The organism is Desulfovibrio legallii (assembly GCF_004309735.1).
Taxonomy (GTDB): Bacteria; Desulfobacterota; Desulfovibrionia; order Desulfovibrionales; family Desulfovibrionaceae; genus Desulfovibrio; species Desulfovibrio legallii.
On sequence record NZ_SIXC01000002.1, the window covers coordinates 176,415 to 198,635 of the forward strand.

The window sequence follows — 22,221 nt, forward strand, 5'->3', positions numbered from 1 at the left end:
CGCATCGCCGCACCGCGGCTACAGCCCACTCCTGCCGACCGAGGATGTCCTGGCAGCATAGCCGCCTGTTTCTCCATACCCACAGTCCCGGCAGGACGGCTGCGGGCCGACGCACGGCGGAAAAACCACTATTTGCCCCGGCCGCAGCATTTTTTGTATTTTTTGCCGCTGCCGCAGGGGCAAAGATCATTGCGGCCCACTCGCGGCGCGGCCTTGGCGGGCTTGTGCGCGGCCTCGGCCTCTTCGCCGCCGCCGGAATAGGAAAGGCCTGAGTCTTCCTTGTGCCGGTACTGCCGGGCCAGAGGCGTGCCTTCCGGTTCGGATGCTTCCACCGCATTGGCCGCAGCCGCCGCATTCTGGGCGGCCGCTTCCTCCAGCCGCACGTGCACGCGGGTCAGGGTGCGGAACACGCTCTCACGGATCTGGAAGAGCATGGCCTGAAACATCTCAAAGCCCTCGCGCTTGTACTCCAGCTTGGGGTCGCGCTGACCGTAGCCGCGCAGACCGATGCCGTCGCGCAGGGCGTCCATGTTGCGCAGGTGCTCCTTCCAGCAGCGGTCCAGCTCCTCCAGCAGGAAGAAGCGCAAAATATCCTGATAACCGGTCCCGGCCTCTTCCCGCAGGCGGTCGAACTGGCTGCGGACCAGCGCGTCGCATTCCTCGCGTTCAGGCAGGCGGGCCCCTTCGGGCAGAGCGCGTTCCAGGTTGAAGACGTCGCGCAGGCGGCCCAGAGCGGCTTCGCGCAGGTCCGTGTCGTCGGGGGCGGCGTGGTCCAGGGAGGAGTAGACGTCGTCCAGCACGTCGCCCATGAATTCGTCCAGCACAGGGGTGAGGTCCGCCTCCACCATGAGTTCACGACGCAGGGTGTAGATGACCTCGCGCTGCTGATTCATGACGTTGTCGTAATCCAGCAGCGTCTTGCGGATTTCAAAGTGGTGGGCCTCCACCCGCTTCTGCGCGCCTTCCACCGCACGGGTGACCATGGCGTTCTCAATGGCTTCGCCGTCCTTGAGGCCCAGCTTTTCCATAAGGCCCTTGATGCGGTCGGAACCGAACAGACGCATGAGGTCGTCTTCCAGCGAAAGGTAGAAGCGCGAGGAACCGGGGTCGCCCTGACGGCCGGAACGCCCGCGCAGCTGGTTATCAATGCGGCGGCTCTCGTGCCGCTCCGTGCCCAGAATGTGCAGGCCGCCCAGATCCACCACGCCCTCGCCCAGCACGATATCCGTGCCGCGGCCGGCCATGTTGGTGGCAATGGTCACCTTGCCCTTCTGCCCGGCCTGGGCCACGATTTCCGCTTCCTTCTCGTGCTGTTTGGCGTTGAGCACACTGTGCGGGATGCCCAGCTTGGTCAGGCGCTGCGAGAGCATTTCAGACGTTTCAATGGAAATGGTGCCCACCAGCACGGGCTGTTCGCGCTGGTGCAGTTCCACAATGGCGTCCACAATGGCGTCAAATTTTTCCTGTCGGCTGCGGTAGATAAGGTCCGGGTAGTCCTTGCGGATCATGGGCCGGTTGGGCGGGATGGAAACCACCTCCAGATTGTAAATCTGGTGGAATTCCACGGCCTCGGTGTCGGCCGTGCCGGTCATGCCCGAAAGTTTGTCATACAGGCGGAAGTAGTTCTGGAAGGTGATGGAGGCCAAAGTCTGATTTTCAGCGGCCACGGTAACGTGTTCCTTGGCCTCCAGCGCCTGGTGCAGGCCATCGGAATAGCGGCGTCCGGCCATAAGGCGGCCCGTGAACTCGTCCACAATGACCACCTGGTCGTTCTGCACAATATAGTCCACGTCACGCTTGAAAACCAGATGCGCCTTGAGGGACTGCATAACGTGGTGCTGGGCCGTGATGTTGGCCGGATCAAAAAGGTTGTCCACGTTGAGCAGTTCTTCGCAACGGGCCACGCCCGCGTCTGTAAGCATGGCCGTGCGGGCTTTTTCGTCAATGGTATAGTGCTCCGGCGTCAGCCGGCAGACCACGGCGTCCACCGTGCGGTACATGTCCACGGATTCGTCCGCCGCGCCGGAAATGATCAGCGGCGTGCGGGCTTCGTCAATAAGAATAGAGTCCACTTCGTCCACAATGGCGAAGTTGTGCCCGCGCTGCACCAACTGACTGGCGTAGAATTTCATGTTGTCGCGCAAATAATCGAAGCCGAACTCATTGTTGGTGCCGTAAGTGATGTCGGCGTTATAGGCGGCCTTGCGCTCCTCATCGTCCATATCATGAATGATCACGCCCGTACTGAGCCCCAGAAAGCCGTAGAGCTGCCCCATCCACTGGGCGTCGCGCCGGGCCAGGTAATCGTTGACCGTCACCACGTGTACGCCTTTGCCCGTAAGGGCATTGAGCACCACGGGCAAGGTGGCCACCAGGGTCTTGCCTTCGCCGGTCTTCATCTCGGCAATTTTGCCCTTGTGCAGCACCATGCCGCCCACCAGCTGCACATCATAGTGCCGCATGCCCAGCACGCGGCGCGCAGCCTCGCGCACCAAGGCAAAAACTTCGGGCAGCAGGGCGTCCAGGCTCTGGCCCTGCTCCTGTACCGCTGTTTTGTATTGGACGATGCGGGCGGGCAGATCCGCGTCCTCCAGGGCGCGCATCTGCTCTTCCAAAGCGTTGATGCGCTGCACCTGAGGCCGCAGCCGACGCAGATATCTTTCGTTTTTGCTGCCGAATATCTTTTTGAAAAGAAAGCCGAACATGGGGTCTCCTCGAGATGGCGGGATGCGCAACGCCCTCGGCCAAAACCGGCGCGACGTCGCCCTGCCGCCCTGAAACCCGGCGGCAGCCCCCTTAAGTAAGACATCCTGGCCGCCTTGGCAATGCGCCCCCCACAGCTGCGGCCGCCCCGCCGTCCGATTTATTCGTCGGCCGGGGTCACCCGCTTTTCAAAAACCGCGCCGTTCCACTGATAACCCACGCTGTTGGCTACCGGCACATGCGCCATGCCCGTGCTGGTCCAGAACAGGGGCAGGGCCTTGAGCCCGCCCAGCCCCAGGCAAAGCATTACCGTGGCCCGCACGTCGGGCGGCAGCTTCTGCCCTTTGGCCAAAAACTCGCTCACGTCCGGCTCCGGCGGCGTGTCCGCCGGTACCGCCCGACCAGAGGCGTCCACCCGCCACAGTTCCAGCGTGCACACCGGGCCGCCCAGAGTGCCTACGGCCGCCTCCACGGCGCCGTCATCCAGATGCCGGAACAGCCGCAACGCCACAGCCGCATCCCTGAACGGCAGCGAGGCGAAAACCAGCACATCCTCAGTCTCGCCGGCGATTTCCCAAAATTCCGCATGGCCTTCCGCCAGCAAGCGCTGCTTTTCGGCAGCGCTCAAGCCCTCGGGCGTATTCTCAAAAATGCTGGCCGGCAGCAGGGCAAACACGCTGCGGGCCGTAATCCCGCCCCCTTCGCCCGCCCGCGCCGGATTCTGGGCCAGGCCCAGCAGCAGGACCCCCAGCAGGGCGAGTATCCGTAATTGCAACATATAAACTCCTTCCCAGCGCGACTGCGCGCGCATTGCGGATTCAGCTCGTTAAAAAAATTATACCGCCTTTTGCTGCCCTTGTCCATGTGCCCGCCGGGATGCGGCCGCACCTTTTGATACCGGCCCCTTAGCCCGCCCCAACCTCTGCGGGCAGGATAAAAACAGCAGAAAAACGACAATAATAACGGTTTGTGAAAAAGTGTGACAGACCGCTGCCCCGGAAAGCCGCTCGTAAAAGCGGGCGGTTGGAGCCCTTTTTTAGGGGCTGCAATTTTTTTTTGGGGAGTTTGCGAAATTTGTCACCAATACCCTTTGACAGAACAGGGGCGAGCGGATATGTTGCAAGGGCTTACACTTTTTTCCTTCAATCCGCATCGTTTGAGGAGGACGCGGCATGCTGGACCTGAACGTTACACTGGTGTTTCAGCTGGCGAACTTTTTTATCGCTGTGTATGTGCTTAATATCCTCCTTATCCGGCCGATCCGCGCCATTATCAAAAAACGCAACGGCATCCTGGAAGGTATGGAAGAAGAAGCCGGCTCCTTTGAGTATCAGGCTTCCGAGCGTCTTACCAACTATGAGGCCGAGCTGACCCGCGCCCGTCAGGACGCCGGGCTGCAGCGCGAGGAAGGCCGGGCGGCCGGCGTGACGGAGCAGCAGCAGATCGTGGGCGAAGCGCAAAAGGGCGCCCGCGACATTCTGACTGAAACGCGCGCCGCGCTGGAGGCTCAGGCCGCCGCAACCCTTGCGGAGCTGCGCGGGAAGGTGGACGGTCTTTCGGCGCGTCTGGCCGACAGGCTGCTCAAGGGCTAGGGGTGGTATGCCGGAGCGCAGGGAGCGTTTTGCCGGCGCATGGCTAACTGTTTGACCGAGGGGGTGGGCTTTGAGCAAATGGAAACACGCGGGGTTTATCCTGCCGCTTTTCTGCGTCGCTGCGGCGCTGGTGCTGCTGCCCCAGGCAGCCTGCGCCAGTGAAGGCCACGCGGCGCCGCGCTGGAGCGACTTCGGCTGGCGTGTGCTCAACTTCGTGATCTTTGCGGGTATCCTCTGGTACTTTGTGGGCGGGTTGGCCAAGCGCTATTTCAAAAACCGCCGGCAGGGCATCAAGGATTCTCTGGACGGTCTTGAGCAGCGCCGTGCGCAGGCCAAGACCCAACTGGCCGAGGTGGAAACGCGCATCGCCAACCTCAATGCGGAGCGGGAGGCCATTCTGGCCGAAAGCCGCACCCAGGCCGAAGCCCTGAAGCAGGGCATTGTGGAAGAGGCGCGGCGTCAGGCGGCCCAGATTGTGGAACAGGCGCGCCTTACCGCCGAAAACGAGGGCCGTGCCGTGTTCGCCCAGGTGCGCTCCGCCATCGCCGACGAGATCGTGGACGCCACGGCCAAAGCCCTGAGCGCACGCCTCACGGCGGAAGAACACGACAAGCTGATCGCCAACTCGCTTAACAAGGTGGTGCTCCATTGATCGACACTGTGGTTGCACGCAGATACGCCAACGCCATCTTCGCCCTGGGCAGGGAGGAAGGGGATCAAGCCCTGAGCGCGCACGGCGCGTGTCTTGCCTCTCTGGGCGAGATGCTTGCCGCCGCCCCGGACTTGGGCCAGACCCTCAAAAGCCCGGTCATCGGCGTAGAAGAAAAAAAGGCGGTGCTTGGCAAACTGCTGGACAAGCTCAAGGCCGACCAGACCATGCGCAATTTCTGCTTCCTGTTGGCGGACAAGGAACGGCTCGCCTTCCTTGACGAAATTGCGGCCTGGTACGGCAAAATGCTGGACGAGGCCAAGGGTATCCTCCGCGGACAGTGCATTACCGCGGTGAAACTTTCCAACGACAAAAAAGCCAACCTCAAGGACGCGCTGCAGAAAAAGGCTGGCGCGGACATTGAACTGACCTTTGCCGTGGATAAAGACATACTGGGGGGAATGGTGCTCAAGCTGGGGGATCGGGTGCTGGACGCAAGTCTGCGCGCGCAGTTGGGAATCCTTCGGGAGACATTCAAGAGGGGTGAATAGCACATGCAGATCAAAGCGGAAGAGATAAGCAAGATCATTGAGGATCAAATCAAAAACTACGAGCAGCGCGTAGAAATGAGCGAAACCGGCACCGTGCTCTACGTCGGTGACGGCATCGCCCGCGTGTACGGCGTACAGAACGCCATGTCCATGGAGTTGCTGGAGTTCCCCGGCGGCGTCATGGGCATGGTGCTCAACCTGGAAGCCGACAACGTGGGTGTGGCGCTGCTCGGACCGGACGTGGGCATCAAAGAAGGCGACCCGGTCAAACGTACGGGCAAGATTTTCTCCGTGCCCGTAGGCGACAAGGTCATGGGCCGCGTCCTCAACCCGTTGGGCGAACCCATCGACGGCCTCGGCCCCGTTGAGGCCGAACATGTCCGCCCGGTGGAAATCAAGGCCCCCGGCATCATCGCCCGTAAGAGCGTGCACGAACCCATGCCCACGGGCCTCAAGGCCATCGACGCCATGACGCCCATCGGCCGCGGTCAGCGCGAGCTGATCATCGGCGACCGCCAGACGGGCAAAACGGCCGTGTGTATCGACGCCATTCTGGCCCAGAAAGAGACGGACATTCACTGCTTCTACGTGGCCATCGGCCAAAAGAAGTCTTCCGTCGCCCTGGTGGCCGACACCCTGCGCCGCTACGGCGCCATGGAGTACACCACCATCATCTCGGCCACGGCCTCCGACCCCGCGCCTTTGCAGTACATTGCGGCCTACACCGGTTGCACCATGGCCGAGCACTACCGCAATAACGGCAAACACGCCCTGATCATTTACGACGACCTTTCCAAGCAGGCTGTGGCCTACCGCCAGATGTCCCTGCTGCTCCGTCGTCCTCCGGGACGTGAAGCCTTCCCCGGCGACGTCTTCTACCTGCACTCGCGCCTTCTGGAACGCGCGGCCAAGGTGAGCGACAAACTGGGCGCGGGTTCCATGACGGCGCTGCCCATCATCGAAACTCAGGCGGGCGACGTTTCGGCGTATATCCCCACCAACGTGATTTCCATCACCGACGGTCAGGTGTACCTGGAACCCAACCTGTTCAACGCCGGCGTGCGCCCGGCCATCAACGTGGGCCTTTCCGTGTCCCGCGTGGGCGGCGCAGCCCAGATCAAGGCCATGAAGCAGGTGGCCGGCACCATGCGTCTGGACCTGGCCCAGTACCGCGAACTGGCGGCCTTCGCTCAGTTTGGTTCGGACCTGGACAAGGGCACCAAGGCCAAGCTCGAGCGCGGCGCACGTCTGGTGGAGCTGCTCAAGCAGCCCCAGTACCAGCCCATGCCCGCCCATGAGCAGGTGGCCTCCATCTATGCCGCCACGCGCGGCTATATGGACGACGTGCCGGTGGAATCCGTGCGCAAGTTTGAAGCCGACATGCTCACCTTCCTGCGCGACACCAGGAAGGACGTGCTGGACGCCATCAAGGACAAAAAGGTCATTGACGAGGCAGTGGAGAAAGCGCTGACCGAAGCCATCACAGCCTTCAAACAGGGCTGGACGGCCTAGGGCCCCCTAACAACGGGAGAAAAGCATGGCTTCACTCAAAGACGTCAAAATGAAGATCGTGGGGGTCGGCAAGACCAAGCAGATAACCAAGGCCATGAACATGGTGGCCTCGGCTAGGCTGCGCGGCGCCCAGGCCCGCATTGAGCGCTTCAGGCCGTACGCGGAGAAATACCGCGACGTGCTGGCCGAACTGGCCCGCAAGGTGGAGGGCAACGCCCACCCCCTGTTGGCCGAGCATGAGGAAAAGAAGCACTGCGCCATTGTGCTGGTGACCTCCGACCGCGGCCTGTGCGGGAGCTTCAACGGCAATATCATTGCCATGGCTCTCAGACTGGCCAAGGAAAAAGCCGCAGAAGGCATGGAGGTGAGCTTCGTGTGCGTGGGCCGCAAGGGCCGCGACGCGGCCCGCACCGCCGGGCATGCCATCACCACGGCCTATGGCGACCGCATGGGCAGCATCGACTTTGCGCTGGCAAGTTCCGTAGCTCAGGAAGTCATCCACGGCTACGAAACCCTGGCCCTTGACGAGGTGTGGCTGGTACACGGCGAGTTTATGTCCATGGGGCATCAACCGCCGAAGAGCCTGCGCCTGCTGCCCCTGCAGACCCCGCAGGCCGCTGAGGACGAGGAGCAGGCCGGTGAAGCCCGCTGCGAATATGTGTACGAACCGCAGGAAGAGCAGTTGTTGGCGGAGCTTTTGCCCCGCTATGTGAAGGTGCAGGTTTACCGTGGCCTGCTGGACACGTCGGCCAGCGAGCACGCCGCCCGCATGGCCGCCATGGACAACGCCACGCGCAACTGCAACGAACTGATCAACTCCCTTACCCTGCTCTACAACAAGACGCGGCAGGCTTCCATCACCAGCGAACTCATCGACATCGTCGGCGGCGCTGAAGCGCTGAATGGTTAAGGAGCCAGACATGAGCAAAAATATCGGTAAAATCGTTCAGGTTATCGGCGCCGTCGTGGACGTGGAGTTCAGCGACGGGAACCTGCCGAATATCTTCACCGCCCTGGAGATACAAAACCCGAACAACAGCGACGCCCCCGACCTCATCTGTGAGGTGGCGCAGCACCTGGGCGACAACGTGGTCCGCACCATTGCCATGGACGCCACCGAAGGTCTGGTGCGCGGCATGGACGTGGTGGACACGGGCAAGCCCATCATGGTGCCCGTGGGCAAGGCCTCTGTGGGGCGCATCCTCAACGTCATCGGCCGTCCGGTGGACGAGCTGGGCCCCATTAATGCTGAAAAATACTACCCCATCCACCGGGCCGCGCCGGCCTTCACCGACCAGAACACCAAGGTAGAGCTGCTCGAAACGGGCATCAAGGTGGTGGATCTGCTGGTGCCCTTCCCCAAGGGCGGCAAGATGGGTCTCTTCGGTGGCGCAGGCGTGGGCAAGACCGTTATCCTTATGGAGATGATCAACAACATCGCCAAGCAGCACGGCGGTTCGTCGGTGTTTGCCGGTGTGGGCGAGCGTACCCGTGAGGGCAACGACCTGTACAACGAGCTGCAGGAAGCCGGCGTGCTGGAACGCGCCACCTTGGTCTACGGGCAGATGAACGAGCCTCCGGGAGCCCGCGCCCGTGTGGCCCTGACCGCCCTGGCCTGCGCGGAATACTTCCGCGATGAGGAACACCAGGACGTGCTCCTGTTCATTGACAACATCTTCCGCTTCACCCAGGCCGGTTCGGAAGTGTCCGCTCTGCTGGGCCGCATGCCTTCGGCCGTGGGCTATCAGCCGACCCTGGGCACGGACCTTGGTTCTCTGCAGGAGCGCATCACCTCCACCAATGAAGGGTCCATCACCTCGGTGCAGGCCGTGTACGTGCCCGCCGACGACCTGACTGACCCGGCCCCGGCCACCACGTTTTCGCACCTGGACGGCACCCTTGTGCTCTCGCGCCAGATTGCGGAACTGGGCATCTACCCCGCGGTGGACCCGCTGGACTCCACCTCGCGCATCCTCGCCCCCGACGTCGTGGGCGAAGAGCACTACAGCGTGGCCCGGCGCGTGCAGATGGTGCTGCAGAAGTATAAAGAACTGCAGGATATCATCGCCATCCTGGGTATGGACGAGCTTTCTGATGAAGACAAGCTCACCGTGTCCCGCGCCCGGCGCATCCAGCGCTTCCTCTCCCAGCCCTTCCATGTGGCCGAAACCTTTACGGGTACGCCCGGCCAGTATGTAAAGCTGGAAGACACCATCAAGGGCTTCAAGGGCATTCTGGACGGCGACTACGACCACCTGGCTGAAGGCGACTTCTACATGCTGGGCAGTATTGACCAGGCAGTGGCCAAGTACGAAAAGCGCAAGCAGGAAGAAAGCAACTAACCGTTCTGTCCCGCCGCCGGTCCGGTGCCGCAAGGCTCCGGACCGGGCAGGACCGGCGGCAGCGAAGGAGTGCGTATGGGTACGCTGCAACTGGAAGTGGTAACGCCGGACAAAACCGTAGTGAGCTGCCCGGTAGAGATGGCTGTGTGCCCCGGCGTGCAGGGCGAATTCGGCGTGTTGCCCAAGCACGTCTCTCTGCTTTCGGCCCTGAAAATCGGGGGCCTGCGCTACAAGAGCGAAGGCAAGGAGGAGCATGTCTTTATTTCCGGCGGCTTTGCCGATGTAAACAACGACGTGCTCACCGTGCTGGCCGAATCCGCAGAACTGGCCGCGAATATTGATGCAGCCAGGGCCATGGCCGCCAAAGAACGAGCTGAAAAACGCCTGAGCAGCCATGACGAGGCTGTGGACACGGTGCGGGCCGAAGCGGCCCTGCAACGGGCCGTTACCCGTCTGCATCTGACGCAGGTGCGGTAATATTTTGGCGGACGTTGGCTGAAAGTGCGATTCATGCCGCACTGACGGACGCGGACGCATCAGGACTGCGCAAAAGCCACCGATACCGGTGGCTTTTGCATTTTTGTATGGTCTTGTCCTCTCAGCGGGTGGAGGCCAAGATTCGGATAACGTGAGGTAGTTCCCAGAGGTACTCCCCAAAATTCGGACAGATGTGTAAGCTACACCTGAACGCAAGGAGAGTGCGAATGAACAAGCGTAAAAATCACGCCCCAGCCTTTAAGGCGAAGGTGGCCTTGGCAGCTCTTTCCGGTGAAAGGACCATCACGGAATTGAGTTCTGAGTCCGGCGTCCACCAGACGCAAATCCATCGGTGGGTCAAGCAACTCAAAGAATCGGCCCCGGGCATATTTGCTGGTGAAATCAAGACAGAAGAAGCCAAAAAAGAAAGAGAGCTGCACGAGTTGTATGCCAAAATTGGCCAACTCACCGTGGAGCGAGATTTTTTAGCACAAGCCTGGGGGAAGCGGGGAGCGTCTCCCGCAGGCAAGGCATGGTTCAGCATGACCATGCCACGCTCAGCATCGTCCGGCAGTGCGGTTTACTCTGTATTTCCCGCTCCGGCCTGTAGTATACGCCCAAGGGCGAACATGGCATAAACCATGTGCTGATGCGGGAGATCGATCAGGCCTTTACAGAGTGGTCTTTTCTCGGCGTACGCCAGATGCGGAACTATTTGCGATTGATGGGATACAGTACGGGCATAAAGGGATCCGCCGCCTTATGCGCCTGATGGGGCTGATGCCGATTTATCGGAAACCAAGAACCAGTATTCCCAACCCGGAGCACATCCGCTATCCGTATTTACTGCGCGACTTTGTCATTACACGGCCCAATCAGGTCTGGTGCGCTGATATCACTTACATCCCCATGCACAAGGGCTTTCTGTACCTGGTGGCCGTTATGGGGACTGGCACAGCAAAAAAGTGTTGTCCTGGAGACTTTCCAACACCATGGACGCTGATTTCTGCGTCGCGGCCCTGGAAGAAGCCTTGGCGAAAAACGGTAACCCCGCTATCTTCAACACTGATTAGGGCAGTCAGCTCACCAGTTTCGCGTTTACCAACGCCTTACGGGAGAACGGAATCCGTATTATCTCCACGGATGGCCGGGACCACCTCTCCAGCGCAAAGGTCAGGCAAATCTACGGGGCCAGGGGCGGAAAGGGGAATGACACCACTGCACTCTATGCACCTTTTGCAAATAATTGCAGGCTGATTGCACACATTCTTGCCAGATGATTAGGCATAATTTACCTAATTTTTTGACCTTTTTTAAAAAAACGTGAACGACTGAATCGTGTTGTGTCGTAAGCCCTGCGGACAGTATCACGAATGAAATCACGAATTGTCCCTAGGCACACCCAAAATCAGGGCATAAAAAAAGAGCTGGCTACGTTTGTAACAAGCTCAAATTATTTACTAATGGCGGAGAAGGTGGGATTCTAAATATAGATATAATACTTTGAAATAATTATTGAAAATATTTTTTATTTTCAAAATGCCATTTTTTATACCCCAAAGTATGCACAAAACTTTTGCGTGTGTGGATTCGAATCCCGCTACACAAGGATTTGCGGGTTTTTAAGTCGTCCAGAAAAATTTATTTCTGCCTAGTGAAGACCATTATGTCATGAGGCCTAAAAAGAGCATAAGCCTCTGCTTGGTAAAGATAAATACCTTTTTTATAGTCGTGCTGTGGACTCTCGGCATTGACTGGTAGTTAAAAGTAGTTAATAGTTCTACTCAGAGGGACAAGCCATGCAACAAAATATAGCAACAACGCCCGCTTCTGTAAAACTCCCCAATCCCCTGCGCGAGCGCATTAAAAGCCTTGCTGACGCCCGGAACCAATCCGCGCACGCCATTATGCTGCAAGCCATAGAGAACTATGTCGAGCGGGAAGAAAAACGGGAAGCTTTGCGCCAGGAAGCCAAAGCCGCACATGAGCATTATATGCAAACCGGCCTGCATCTGACAAACGCTGAAGTCGTCGAATGGATGGATAAGATTATTCAGGGCGAAAAGGTGCCCATGCCCAAATGTCATATCTAGTTCATTGGACGGATAACGCCACTGCCGGGCTGGAAAAGGCATATCTGTTCCTGGCAGACAAAAGCGAAGAGGCCGCCATCGGCGCAATCAAGGCCATTCGGGAAAAAGTGCTGCTTCTTGAGCAGTTTCCCAATGCTGGCCGTCCTGCCGATGACATGGAACCGGAATACCGGGAGTTACTCATCCCCTTTGGCGGTGCCGGATACGTACTGGTCTACGAAGTGCTGGGCAACTCGGTCTACATTCTGGCGCTAAAACATCAGAAAGAAGCCGGATATTACGAAGCCGGCAGCTGAAGAGATGCCATGAGCCGCAGTGTTCGAAAAAAGCCCATAATGGGCATTACTACCTAGCCGTAGCGAGCGGGGCGATAAACAGATCTGGCACCGCCGCTGGCGTGCTCATCAGCGCACAGCGTTGGCCTCCATTCCGTTGAATGATGAAGACAGTAATCTGACTGAATCTGTAAAACAGCTCAGTGATGTCTGGGCCATGGGCAAGGATGGTCGCCAATACTAGCCGCTCTCCAGTCAAGAAAGAACCGCCAAGCGTTTCGCCCGCAAAAAGGTCGTGGCCGCAAGGAGCGAAAAGCCCTGGAAGCTATAGGATGCTACACAAGTTTATGGGAAAATAGTCTATTGTTCGTAAGAAAACTGAACGCCCCAAGCTGGCAAATTACATAATAGAACTTGATCCAACTGTTTTTGAGATGCGCCTCAGCTTTCCATCAGAATACGAAGGCCCTGTCTCCAAACTTTTGCTCCCTTATGACCTTTACCACCTTACTACCGCACATGATGCCCGTCAAACAGTTGAAGCCTGGCGACAGGACTACAACCAGCGGCGCCCGCACAGCGCCTTGGGCTGGCTGACGCCAGAAGAATTTTGCCGACAGAACAGAATACATAACCCAACAGGAACCACTAACTTGCAAGTGGTATATGCAATGGGGTAAGGTCATTTTTGCAAAGTATGTATGACGGTATGTATGACGGTATGTATGATGGTCGCGCACTCAATAAAACATACCAATTTAAGACGCGAAAACGGCGTGTTGCTATCTAAAGCAACACGCCGTTTTTATTACGTATTAATGGCGGAGAGGGTGGGATTCGAACCCACGTAGGAGCTACTAACCCCTAACTCGATTTCGAGTCGAGCGCGTTACGGCCGCTTCGCTACCTCTCCGCAGGCTTGGCATATGCACAAGCCGGAGACGCTAGATACCTTATACGGCGTGAAAAAGCAATGGCGTGGACTTGGGGGCGTCGCCCGGTTCAGACCGCATCCAGCAGGAAGTTGTCACGGTGGATAACCTCCGGGTAATGGGCGTCGCCCAGAATAGCGGCCACCTCGTGACGTTTGAGGCCCATAATTTTTTTGAGCTCTGCAGCGCTGTAATTGCTCAGGCCCACGCCCAGGCTGCGTCCCTGGTGCAGCACGCGCACCAATGCCCCTTGCTGAAATGCGCCTTCTACCCCATGCACGCCGCCGGGCAGCAAGCTGCCGCCCTGCTGGCGCAGGGCCTTGGCCGCGCCCGCGTCCACCTGCACGCTGCCGGCGGGGTCGGACTGGTAGGCCAGCCAGAATTTGCGTCGGGGGATGGGCTGTTGCCCAGCCTGTACCCAGGTGCCGCCATCCAGCGGCCCGTAGCCCGCAGGCGTTGTGCAGACTCCGGCGGCCGCCAGGGCGCGGAGAATGACCTGGGGCTCGCGGCCGGGCAAAATATAGGTGGGCACGCCGATCTGTGCGGCGCGGCGCGCGCCCAGCAGTTTGGAATACATGCCGCCCGTGCCTACAGAAGTTTTGCCGCCGCAGAGCTGGGCCAGGTCCAGGGCGGCCACATCGTCAATGTGATCCAGCACAGGGGCCTGCGGGTTGTGCTCCGGATTGGCGGCCAGTACACCCGGCGAAGAAGTAAGGTTGATGCAGAGGTCCGCGCCAGTCAGATTGGCCAGCAGGCTGGACAGACAGTCGTTATCGCCGAATTTGAGTTCACTCACGGAAACCGTGTCGTTCTCATTGACTACGGGCAGCACGCCCCAGTGCAACAGTTCCGCAAAGGTGTTGCTGGCGTTGAGAAAGCGCTGTCGAGCGCGCAGATCGTCGCGGGTGAGCAGCACTTGCGCCGTAGGCACACCGTGGGCGTAAAAGGCCTTGTCCCAGGCGCGCACCAGTTGCCCCTGCCCCACAGCGGCGGCGGCCTGACGGGCGGCCAGGCCCGCGGTATCCACATGCTGCCCATGGGCGGCCAAGGCCGCGCGCCCCGCTGCCACCGCGCCGGAGGAAACCAGCACCACGCGCCGAGGTTCGGCCAACCCAGGCACGGACAAGGCCCGCAAAGCCGCCAGCTGCGCGGCCAAATCCGTAAGCACGGCGACGTTAAGCCCGTGAGCGTCAGCCAGTACGGCGCTGCCCACCTTGACCACCACAACCCGGGCCTGGGCCAGAGTGCGGGCGCGTTCTTCCCGCCAATCGGCAATCCGCGTCATAAAGCTGTCCTTTGCGGGTCTGGACCGCCTTGGGAGGCTGCCGCCCGAGCAGTTACTCTCTGGTGTAGATGACCTCAATTTCAGGAAATTCTTCATCCGCCACCTGCACGGACTCCTGCGGATGCACCAGGGGCGTATGGGGTTCCGCGCTGTCGCGCAGCCGCCACAGTTCGTCCACCAAAGGCTCCAGCCCCAGGCCGTCGCGGGCCGAAATGAAAAAAACCCGCCGCCCGTCGGCCGTGGCGCGGGCCTCCAGGGCCGCCAGTTGTTCCGGCGTCAGCAGGTCAATTTTGTTGACAACCTCCACCTGGCGACGTTGCGCCAGATCCGGATCAAAACGGCGCAGCTCTTCGTTGATGAGGGTGAAGCCGGCCCAAGGGTCGGCGTCGTCCATGTCCTCGGCGCTGAGAATGTGGACCAAAAAGCGCGTGCGCTCCACATGCTTGAGGAAGCGCAGCCCCAGCCCCTGCCCCTGATGCGCGCCCTCAATAAGGCCAGGGATGTCGGCCAGCACCAGGCGCTTGTCCGGATCCACATCATTGATCATAACGCCCAGGTTGGGGGTCAGAGTCGTAAAAGGGTAGGCGGCAATTTTGGGCCGGGCCGCCGAAACGCGGCTGATAAAGGTGGATTTGCCCGCATTGGGCAAACCGATGAGCCCGGCGTCGGCCAGAATTTTCAGCTCCAGCCGCAACTGGCGGATTTCGCCCGGTTCTCCGGGCTGGGCAAAGCGTGGCGCGCGCATGGTGGAAGATTTGAAGTGCTCGTTGCCCTTGCCGCCGCGCCCGCCTGCGGCCACGGTCACCAGGGCTTCGGGGTCGCTGAGGTCGGCCAGCAGGCGTTCGCCTGCCTGGTCCTCCAGATAGACCAGCGTGCCCACGGGCAGATGCAGCACCAAATCCTCGCCTTTTTTGCCGTCGCACTGGCTGCCCTGTCCAGGACGGCCGCTCTGGGCTTCATACAGGCGCTTGAGACGGAAATCATAGAGAGAAAGCAGACGTCCGTCGGCCTTGAGCAGCACGCTGCCACCGTCGCCGCCATTGCCGCCGTCCGGGCCGCCGCGGGGCACGAATTTTTCGCGCCGGAAGGAGATGCAGCCGTGGCCGCCCTTGCCCGCGCGCACTTCAATGCGCGCTTCATCAACAAAACGCATACAACCATCCTTCCGCCGGGACGCGGGGGCAGCCGCACCGGACAACCTGTGCCCGCGTCTCAGGCCGGGACCGTTGCGGATTTTTCGGCAGGCTTGCGCCTTTACCGCGGACGTCCGGCGGGCAACCGCCAGACCGAAGCGCAAACAGCACGGCTGCGGAACCTGCCGCACCGGGCACTGGCCCATGTCCGGCCGCGGCCAGATTACTCAAAATCACAACAATAGTGCAAAAAACAAACACCGAAAGGGAAGAGGCTGTGCGGCCCCTTCCCTCAATCGGCGCGTAAAAGTGCTGCGCGGCGAAGGTTAGCCTTCGGGCGCTTCCACATGCACGCGGGTGAGCACGCGGCGCTTGCGCAGATATTTTTCAAAGCGCACCACACCGTCCACCTTGGCAAACAAGGTGAAATCCCTGCCCATACCCACATTGGCGCCGGGGTACACGGTGGTGCCCAGCTGCCGAACCAGGATGTTGCCGGCGAGCACGTTCTGACCGCCGAAACGCTTGACGCCGCGCCGTTGACCGGCGCTGTCGCGACCGTTGCGCGAAGAGCCGCCTGCTTTTTTATGAGCCATAAGAGCCTCCCAGAAAGGCCGACACCAGGTCGGCAAGGGGCGCGGCCATTGCCGCACCGGCCCAACGCGTGCCGCTGTGCAAAGCGCGCGCCACAGGACGGGCCGGTCAACCCCGAAAGTTAGCCGTTGATGCTTTTGACGCGCAGGGTGGTGCACTCCTGCCGGTGTCCGCGCATTTTGCGCGAATCATTGCGCCGCCAGCGCTTGAACACCTTGATCTTGGGGCCGCGCCCCTGGGCCACCACCTCGGCGGTGACGGCCGCGCCGTCCACATAGGGGGCGCCCACCTTGCAGGCATCGCCGCCCAGCAGCAGCACCTTGTCCAGGGAAATCTCGCTGCCGCTCTGAGCCGCGAGCTTTTCCACAACAATCTTGGAACCTTCTTCGACGCGGTACTGTTTGCCGCCGGTCTCGATAATCGCGTACATGGTCAACCTCCAAAACGGGAAAGGTTTATTTGCCCCAGCGCGGCCCAAAAGTCAAGCCCGTCGGGCCAATTTCCCACACGGTTTTTGATGCAGCCCCAAAGAGCCACGGCGGGCCCTGAACTTTGTCCGTTTTTTTTCACGGCTGCACGGCCAGCAGACGCTTTTGCGGCAGTGCGCAAAGGGAAAGGAGGAAGGCCTGTTCGGCGCAGACGCAAGACCAGACTTCTCTGGTATTGTTTTCCTGTCGGTTTCGTGTAGCCTGCGGCCATGGACAAAAAGAAGATACTTCTTGTTTCGCTGGGGCACCTTTCCTGTGATATCAACGGCGGCGCGCTGCCGGCGGTGCTGCCTTTTCTGCGTTCGGCCTATGGCCTGAGCTACCAAGCCACAGGCGGGCTCATGTTTGCCTATTCCTGCCTTTCTTCATTGATTCAACCAGTGTTCGGACTGTTGGCCGACCGGTTTTCCAAGCCCTGGTTCATCCCGTTGGGCGTGTTGCTGGCCGGCGGCGGTCTTGCCCTGGTGGGCTTTATGTCCAGCTACTGGGCCATTTTTCTGGCCATTGCCGTAAGCGGCGTGGGCGCGGCCCTGTTTCATCCCGAAGGCGCGCGCTTCGCCAATAAGGTTTCGGGTGAGCAGAAGGGGACGGGGCTGAGCATCTTTTCCATCGGCGGCAACAGCGGTTTTGTGCTGGGGCCGTTGCTGGCCACGGGCATTCTGAGCGTATTCGGCCTACGCGGCACCACGATTTTTGCCGCCATTGCCGTGGTCATGGCTTCGGTGCTCCTGACGCTCATCTGGCGCATGCGCGTCCCGTCCGGCGGCGGGGCCATAATCACGGAGGCCCCAGGCGTCAACAACTGGCCGGAATTTTTCAAACTTACCGTGGCCATTGTGGCCCGCTCCATCCTGTTTGCCGGCTTCAATACCTTTGTACCCCTCTACTGGGTCAATGTGCTGGGGCAGTCGCGCACGGCCGGGGCTCTGGCCCTGACTTTTTTCTGCACCTGCGGCGTGGTCAGCAACTTTTTCGGCGGATTGCTTTCGGACAAATACGGCTACCGCACCATTATCCGGCTGTCCTATACCCTGGTGGCCCCCGTGGTGCTGGCCTTCAGCCTGACTGGCTCGGTCTGGGCCGCCTGGGCTTTGCTGCCTTTTCTGGGCTTTACGCTTTACGCTCCCTTCAGTTCTCTGGTGGTGCTGGGGCAGCAGTATCTGGCCAAGAACATCGGCTTTGCCTCCGGCGTCACTTTGGGCCTGGCCACCAGCCTGGGCGGGGTCATGGCCCCGCTGCTGGGGTGGATAGCCGACCATCAGGGCCTGCCCCGCGCTTTTCAGTTTCTGGCGGCAGTAGCCTTGCTGGGCGCAGTTTTCGCCTATACCCTCAAGCCTGTGGCCAAGAAGGAGCAGACTGCATGACCTACGCTCTTGTCCGCCGCCTGTTCCCTCTGGGGCGGGTGCGTTTTGTGGAAGAAGACGGTGCGCTGACCCGGCTGGAACTGGAAGGCGAGGGCAGCCTGCCGCCTCTGCCGGATGCAGAAGAACGCGCCACCCCTCTGCTGGAAGAGGCCTGTGCCCAGCTGATCGACTATCTGGCAGGCACGCGTCGTGAATTTGACCTGCCCCTGGCCCCCCACGGTACGGCATTCCAGCAAAAGGTCTGGCGGGCGCTGCAGGACATACCCTACGGCGCCACCCGCGCCTACAGGGAAATCGCTGCGGCCGTGGGCTCGCCGCGCGCCTGCCGGGCCGTGGGCCTGGCCAACAACCGCAATCCCATTGCCGTGGTCATCCCCTGCCACCGCGTCATCGGCGCGGACGGGCGCCTGGTGGGCTACGGCGGCGGCCTGGACATCAAAGAAGCCCTGCTGCAGCTGGAACGACGCATGGCGGACCGCGACTGAATGGGGCGCCGGGCCGCCCTTGCCGGGAAAGCGGGAACATGGTACCCGCATCTATGCTCAATTTTGACCTGACCCATGCGTTAAATCTGCTGGCCGTAGCCGCTGTGCCTGCCCTGCTGGGCATCATTCTGCACGAAGTGGCCCACGGCTGGGTGGCCTCCCGTTGCGGCGACCCCACGGCGCGCATGCTGGGGCGGCTCACGCTCAACCCCCTGCCGCACATCGATCCCGTAGGCCTGCTGGTCTTCGGCCTGACCAGCCTCACGGGCAGCTTTGTCTTTGGCTGGGCCAAGCCCGTGCCCGTCAACCCGCGCTACTTTCACAAGCCCGCCCGCGACATGATGCTGGTGGCCCTGGCCGGGCCCCTGACCAATTTCCTGCTGGCCGGGCTTTGCGGGGGGCTGCTCTGGCTCACGCTGACCTTGCTGCCGCCCCTGCAGTGGCAGCACAGCACGGGCTACATCTTTGCTCTCAAGACCCTGCAGGCCGGGGTGATTATCAATTTTGGCCTGGCCTGGCTCAACCTGTTGCCCATTCCGCCGCTGGACGGCAGCAAGGTTGTGGCCTATTTTCTGCCCATGAACGCGGCCCTGCGCTATTTGAGCGTGGAGCGCTACGGCTTTGTGATCCTGCTGGCCCTGCTCTTTACCGGGCTGCTGGGCCAGGTGCTCGGCCCCCTGGTGAGCGGCAGCGCCGTGGGCCTGTTGTCCCTGTTGGGTATTCTGTAAGGAAAGGACTCTGTTGATGAACAGCAAACCGCGCACTGTTTCCGGCATGCGGCCCACGGGGCCCCTGCACCTTGGCCACTACTTCGGCGTGCTCAAAAACTGGGTGGAACTGCAGCACACGGAAGAAGCCTACTTTTTTGTGGCCGACTGGCACGCCCTGACCAGCGACTACGCCGACCCCTCCAAGGTCCGCCGCAACATCCACGAAATGGTCAAAGATTGGGTGGGCGCTGGCCTGAACCCGGAAAAGTGCGTCATCTTCCGCCAGTCCCACGTCAAGCAGCACGCGGAGCTTTCTCTCCTGCTGTCTATGATCACGCCCGTTTCCTGGCTGGAGCGCAACCCCACCTACAAGGAACAGCAGCAACAGATCAGCAACAAAGACCTGGGCAATGCGGGCTTCCTCTGCTATCCCGTGCTCATGGCGGCGGACATCCTTATGTACCGACCTCACGGCGTGCCTGTGGGCGAAGACCAGCTGCCCCACATGGAGCTGACCCGCGAAATCGCCCGGCGCTTCAACAATTTTTACGGCGAGCTCTTCCCCGAACCCCAGGCCATGCTCACCCCGGCGGCCAAGTGCCCCGGCCTGGACGGCCGCAAGATGTCCAAAAGCTACAATAACGGCATCTTCCTCTCGGACAGCATGGACGACATCACCGAAAAAGTGCGCGGCATGTTTACGGACAAGGCCCGACTGCGCCGCAGCGACCCCGGCAACCCCGACGTCTGCAACCTCTACCCCTACCATGTGCTCCTGAGCAGCCCCGAAGAGCAGGCCCAGATCCGTCAGGGCTGTACCTGCGCGCAGCTGGGCTGTGTGGACTGCAAAAAAATCTTCCTCAAAAATCTTGCCGCCTTCCTGGGGCCTTTGCAGGAACGCCGCAATGCTGTGGAAGCCAAACCCGGTGCGGTGGAAGAAATTTTGGAACGGGGCAACGAGCGCGCCCGCGCCTTTGCGGAACAGACCATGGAACTGGCGCGCGAAAAAATGGGGCTGTAATGTGAAGCTGGTGGCCGTGGACTACGGCCTGGCCCGCACGGGGCTGGCTGTGTCCGACCCGGAAGGGCGGCTGGCCTTCCCCCTACGCACCCTGCGCCTGGCCGACCACCCCGACCGCAAGGCGCTGCTGGACGCTCTGGCCCAGGCTATCCTGGCCGCCGGAGCCGAGGCCGTGGTCATGGGCCTGCCCCTGCTGGCCGACGGCGGGGAAAGCCTGACCACCCGCCAGGTGCGCAATGTGACCCGACGTCTGCAGCGCCGCATCCCCCTGCCGTTTTACTTTATGTCAGAGGAACTGAGTTCCGAAGAGGCCTGGGACGACCTGCGCGCAGCCGGGCTTGACGCGCGACGGCGCAGGACCGTACTGGACCAGCAGGCCGCCGTGCGCATTCTGGAATCTTTTCTGGCCCTTGCGCCGCAACAGCGGAGACCGGCATGAAAACCTTTCTGCGCCTTGTGGGGCTGCTTCTGCTGCTGACCGTGGCCGGCGGCGGCTGGCTGGCCTGGGAGGCCCACCACTTTCTGACCACCCCGCCTGCCGCATCCGGCGAGAACGTCTTTTTTGACGTGACCCCCGGCGCGCGCCTGGACCAGGTGGCCGCCCACCTAGCCCACCAGGGTCTGGTGACCGACGCCCGCCGCTTCGGTTACCTGGCCCGCTACAAGCATTGGGAAAACCGCCTCCAGGCCGGGCGTTTTGCCCTCAATACGGGCTGGACGCCCGACAAGGTGCTGGACACCCTGGTCAACGGGCAGCCCGTGCTTTTCCGCGTCACCGTGCCCGAAGGCCTTACCTGGTGGCAGACCGGCCGCCTGCTGGAAGACGCCGGGCTGGCGCGCTTTGAGGACTTTCGTCAGGTCATCATGGACCCGGATTTTCTACGGCACTACGGCATCCCCTTTGCCACGGCCGAGGGCTTTCTCATGCCCGATACCTACCTGCTGAAAAAAGCCGACGTGCTGGACCTGGCCCAGGCCCGGGCCGTAGCCGGCCGCATGGTGGACAATTTCTGGCGCAAGGCCGCCGGCCTCTGGCCGGACGGCAAAAAACCCGATGCCGCCACGCTCAAAACCTGGGTCATCCTGGCCTCGGTAGTGGAAAAGGAAACCGCAGTGGAGGACGAACGCCCCCGGGTTTCCGGCGTGTACCAAAACCGTTTGCAGAAAAACATGTTGCTCCAGGCCGACCCCACAGTCATCTACGGACTGGGGCCCGCCTTTGACGGCAACCTGCGCAAAAGCCAGCTGGACGACGCCGCCAACCCCTATAACACCTACCAGCGGCCCGGCCTGCCGCCGGGGCCCATCTGCTCCTTCGGCCTCACGGCCCTGGCCGCCGCCATCCACCCGGAAGCCCACAAGTATCTCTACTTCGTCGCCAAAACCGACGGCGGCGAACACGTCTTCAGCACCAACCTCAACGACCACAACAAGGCCGTACGCCAATATCTGCAAAACCGGCGCAAACGCTGATCCGCGTTGCGCCGCTCCAGATCCGCCACAGGAGGCCACCGTGAAGTACTTGATCGTCGAAGATTTCTCCGGCCAGGCCGTACCCTTCATCTTCCCCCGTCGCGTGGACCACGGCGACATGCGTGAGCAACTGCCTTACAGCCGCGTCATCGCCGCCGGCTTTGTGGAGCTGGGCCCTCAGGGCTTTGTCTGCTCCGGCGGCAACCCGGAGCTGGGCCTCAACGCCCGCCCCGGCGAAGATGCCGCCATCATCGCCGAAGCCCTGCGCCAACGCTGACGGCGAAACTGCAGAGCAAAAAGCCTCGTTGCGGGAGGGGACCTCTGTTCACAAAAGTTTCCTCACCTCCCCACGCCCCCATCGTTCACGTTCTGGTACGTGTACCGAGGACACGGAGAAACCAGACCATCCTGCCCGCAATAGAGCATTGAACACTTGAAATGCTCGCTTACGGCAGGCAAAAGCCTGCCTTCTCGCATTTTGTGGCAAGGATTTTCAAGAAAATCCTTGCAGAGCAGTTAGCTCATTTCATTCGCTAACTGCT

23 protein-coding genes, 1 tRNA gene and 1 pseudogene are annotated in these 22,221 nt (G+C 60.9%); 18 read left to right on the forward strand and 7 right to left on the reverse strand.

What is annotated here, in order from left to right; all coding sequences use genetic code 11:
- Positions 1-128: 128 nt before the first annotated feature.
- Together secA and EB812_RS01945 are read right to left on the reverse strand one after the other, a co-directional pair.
- Positions 129-2,705, reverse strand: a complete 2,577-nt coding sequence (gene secA, locus EB812_RS01940; RefSeq protein WP_118229630.1) for a preprotein translocase subunit SecA — start codon at positions 2,703-2,705, stop codon at positions 129-131.
- Between the two features lie 158 nt (positions 2,706-2,863).
- Entirely contained in the window at positions 2,864-3,481 is a 618-nt protein-coding gene (locus EB812_RS01945; protein ID WP_118229631.1) for a hypothetical protein, read from the reverse strand.
- A gap of 394 nt (positions 3,482-3,875) precedes the next feature.
- Here EB812_RS01945 and EB812_RS01950 point away from each other — a divergent pair, with 394 nt between their 5' ends.
- The 11 genes and pseudogenes from EB812_RS01950 to EB812_RS11790 all read left to right on the forward strand — a co-directional run.
- Positions 3,876-4,295: an ATP synthase F0 subunit B gene (locus EB812_RS01950; protein WP_118229632.1), complete on the forward strand. Its 420-nt coding sequence runs from the start codon at positions 3,876-3,878 to the stop codon at positions 4,293-4,295.
- Between the two features lie 70 nt (positions 4,296-4,365).
- Positions 4,366-4,947 carry an ATP synthase F0 subunit B gene (locus EB812_RS01955; protein ID WP_118229633.1) on the forward strand — a complete coding sequence of 194 codons (582 nt, stop codon included), beginning with the start codon at positions 4,366-4,368 and terminating at the stop codon, positions 4,945-4,947.
- Entirely contained in the window at positions 4,944-5,495 is a 552-nt protein-coding gene (atpH, locus tag EB812_RS01960; protein WP_118229634.1) for an ATP synthase F1 subunit delta, read from the forward strand. Before EB812_RS01955 ends, atpH begins: the two co-directional genes overlap by 4 nt.
- A 3-nt stretch (positions 5,496-5,498) precedes the next feature.
- Positions 5,499-7,007: a F0F1 ATP synthase subunit alpha gene (atpA, locus tag EB812_RS01965; RefSeq protein ID WP_118229635.1), complete on the forward strand. Its 1,509-nt coding sequence runs from the start codon at positions 5,499-5,501 to the stop codon at positions 7,005-7,007.
- Positions 7,008-7,032: 25 nt separating this feature from the next.
- Positions 7,033-7,917, forward strand: coding sequence for a F0F1 ATP synthase subunit gamma (locus EB812_RS01970; RefSeq protein ID WP_118229636.1), 885 nt, complete (start codon positions 7,033-7,035; stop codon positions 7,915-7,917).
- 10 nt (positions 7,918-7,927) lie between these two features.
- Positions 7,928-9,349, forward strand: coding sequence for a F0F1 ATP synthase subunit beta (gene atpD, locus EB812_RS01975; protein WP_118229637.1), 1,422 nt, complete (start codon positions 7,928-7,930; stop codon positions 9,347-9,349).
- A 75-nt stretch (positions 9,350-9,424) separates the two neighbouring features.
- Entirely contained in the window at positions 9,425-9,826 is a 402-nt protein-coding gene (locus EB812_RS01980) for a F0F1 ATP synthase subunit epsilon (RefSeq protein ID WP_118229638.1), read from the forward strand.
- A gap of 227 nt (positions 9,827-10,053) precedes the next feature.
- The gene (locus tag EB812_RS01985) at positions 10,054-10,464 is read left to right on the forward strand and encodes a transposase (protein ID WP_165450863.1); all 411 of its coding nucleotides are present in this window, start codon (positions 10,054-10,056) and stop codon (positions 10,462-10,464) included.
- Between the two features lie 1,161 nt (positions 10,465-11,625).
- Positions 11,626-11,919, forward strand: coding sequence for a CopG family ribbon-helix-helix protein (locus tag EB812_RS01990; protein WP_118229640.1), 294 nt, complete (start codon positions 11,626-11,628; stop codon positions 11,917-11,919).
- Complete coding sequence (locus tag EB812_RS01995) at positions 11,907-12,215, forward strand: type II toxin-antitoxin system RelE/ParE family toxin (RefSeq protein ID WP_118229641.1); 309 nt, start codon at positions 11,907-11,909, stop codon at positions 12,213-12,215. Before EB812_RS01990 ends, EB812_RS01995 begins: the two co-directional genes overlap by 13 nt.
- 494 nt (positions 12,216-12,709) lie before the next feature.
- Positions 12,710-12,874: pseudogene (locus EB812_RS11790) on the forward strand (integrase core domain-containing protein); the annotation flags it as partial.
- Positions 12,875-13,013: 139 nt separating this feature from the next.
- On the opposite strand, the gene EB812_RS02005 reads toward EB812_RS11790, so the two are convergent.
- From EB812_RS02005 to rplU, 5 genes are all read right to left on the reverse strand, one after another.
- Positions 13,014-13,107, reverse strand: a tRNA-Ser gene (locus EB812_RS02005).
- A gap of 89 nt (positions 13,108-13,196) precedes the next feature.
- Positions 13,197-14,411, reverse strand: coding sequence for a glutamate 5-kinase (gene proB / locus EB812_RS02010; protein WP_118229642.1), 1,215 nt, complete (start codon positions 14,409-14,411; stop codon positions 13,197-13,199).
- 52 nt (positions 14,412-14,463) lie between these two features.
- Positions 14,464-15,564, reverse strand: a complete 1,101-nt coding sequence (gene obgE, locus EB812_RS02015) for a GTPase ObgE (RefSeq protein WP_118229643.1) — start codon at positions 15,562-15,564, stop codon at positions 14,464-14,466.
- A gap of 306 nt (positions 15,565-15,870) precedes the next feature.
- Complete coding sequence (gene rpmA, locus EB812_RS02020; protein ID WP_118229644.1) at positions 15,871-16,140, reverse strand: 50S ribosomal protein L27; 270 nt, start codon at positions 16,138-16,140, stop codon at positions 15,871-15,873.
- A gap of 119 nt (positions 16,141-16,259) precedes the next feature.
- The gene (gene rplU / locus EB812_RS02025; protein WP_118229645.1) at positions 16,260-16,568 is read right to left on the reverse strand and encodes a 50S ribosomal protein L21; all 309 of its coding nucleotides are present in this window, start codon (positions 16,566-16,568) and stop codon (positions 16,260-16,262) included.
- Positions 16,569-16,835: 267 nt separating this feature from the next.
- Between rplU and EB812_RS02030 the strand changes: the two genes are divergently transcribed.
- From EB812_RS02030 to EB812_RS02060, 7 genes are read left to right on the forward strand one after another with little or no spacing between them, the layout of a single operon-like run.
- Positions 16,836-17,990: an MFS transporter gene (locus EB812_RS02030; protein WP_118229646.1), complete on the forward strand. Its 1,155-nt coding sequence runs from the start codon at positions 16,836-16,838 to the stop codon at positions 17,988-17,990.
- Positions 17,987-18,475 carry a methylated-DNA--[protein]-cysteine S-methyltransferase gene (locus tag EB812_RS02035; RefSeq protein ID WP_118229647.1) on the forward strand — a complete coding sequence of 163 codons (489 nt, stop codon included), beginning with the start codon at positions 17,987-17,989 and terminating at the stop codon, positions 18,473-18,475. The genes EB812_RS02030 and EB812_RS02035 overlap by 4 nt, the downstream gene beginning before the upstream one ends.
- A gap of 53 nt (positions 18,476-18,528) precedes the next feature.
- Entirely contained in the window at positions 18,529-19,203 is a 675-nt protein-coding gene (locus EB812_RS02040; protein WP_118229648.1) for a site-2 protease family protein, read from the forward strand.
- 16 nt (positions 19,204-19,219) lie between these two features.
- A complete protein-coding gene (gene trpS / locus EB812_RS02045; protein WP_118229649.1) occupies positions 19,220-20,206 on the forward strand; it encodes a tryptophan--tRNA ligase in 987 nt (328 codons plus the stop codon).
- A gap of 1 nt (position 20,207) precedes the next feature.
- Complete coding sequence (gene ruvX / locus EB812_RS02050; protein WP_165450864.1) at positions 20,208-20,645, forward strand: Holliday junction resolvase RuvX; 438 nt, start codon at positions 20,208-20,210, stop codon at positions 20,643-20,645.
- Positions 20,642-21,679, forward strand: coding sequence for an endolytic transglycosylase MltG (gene mltG / locus EB812_RS02055; RefSeq protein ID WP_118229651.1), 1,038 nt, complete (start codon positions 20,642-20,644; stop codon positions 21,677-21,679). The genes ruvX and mltG overlap by 4 nt, the downstream gene beginning before the upstream one ends.
- Positions 21,680-21,719: 40 nt before the next feature.
- Complete coding sequence (locus EB812_RS02060; protein ID WP_118229652.1) at positions 21,720-21,956, forward strand: hypothetical protein; 237 nt, start codon at positions 21,720-21,722, stop codon at positions 21,954-21,956.
- Positions 21,957-22,221: the final 265 nt, after the last annotated feature.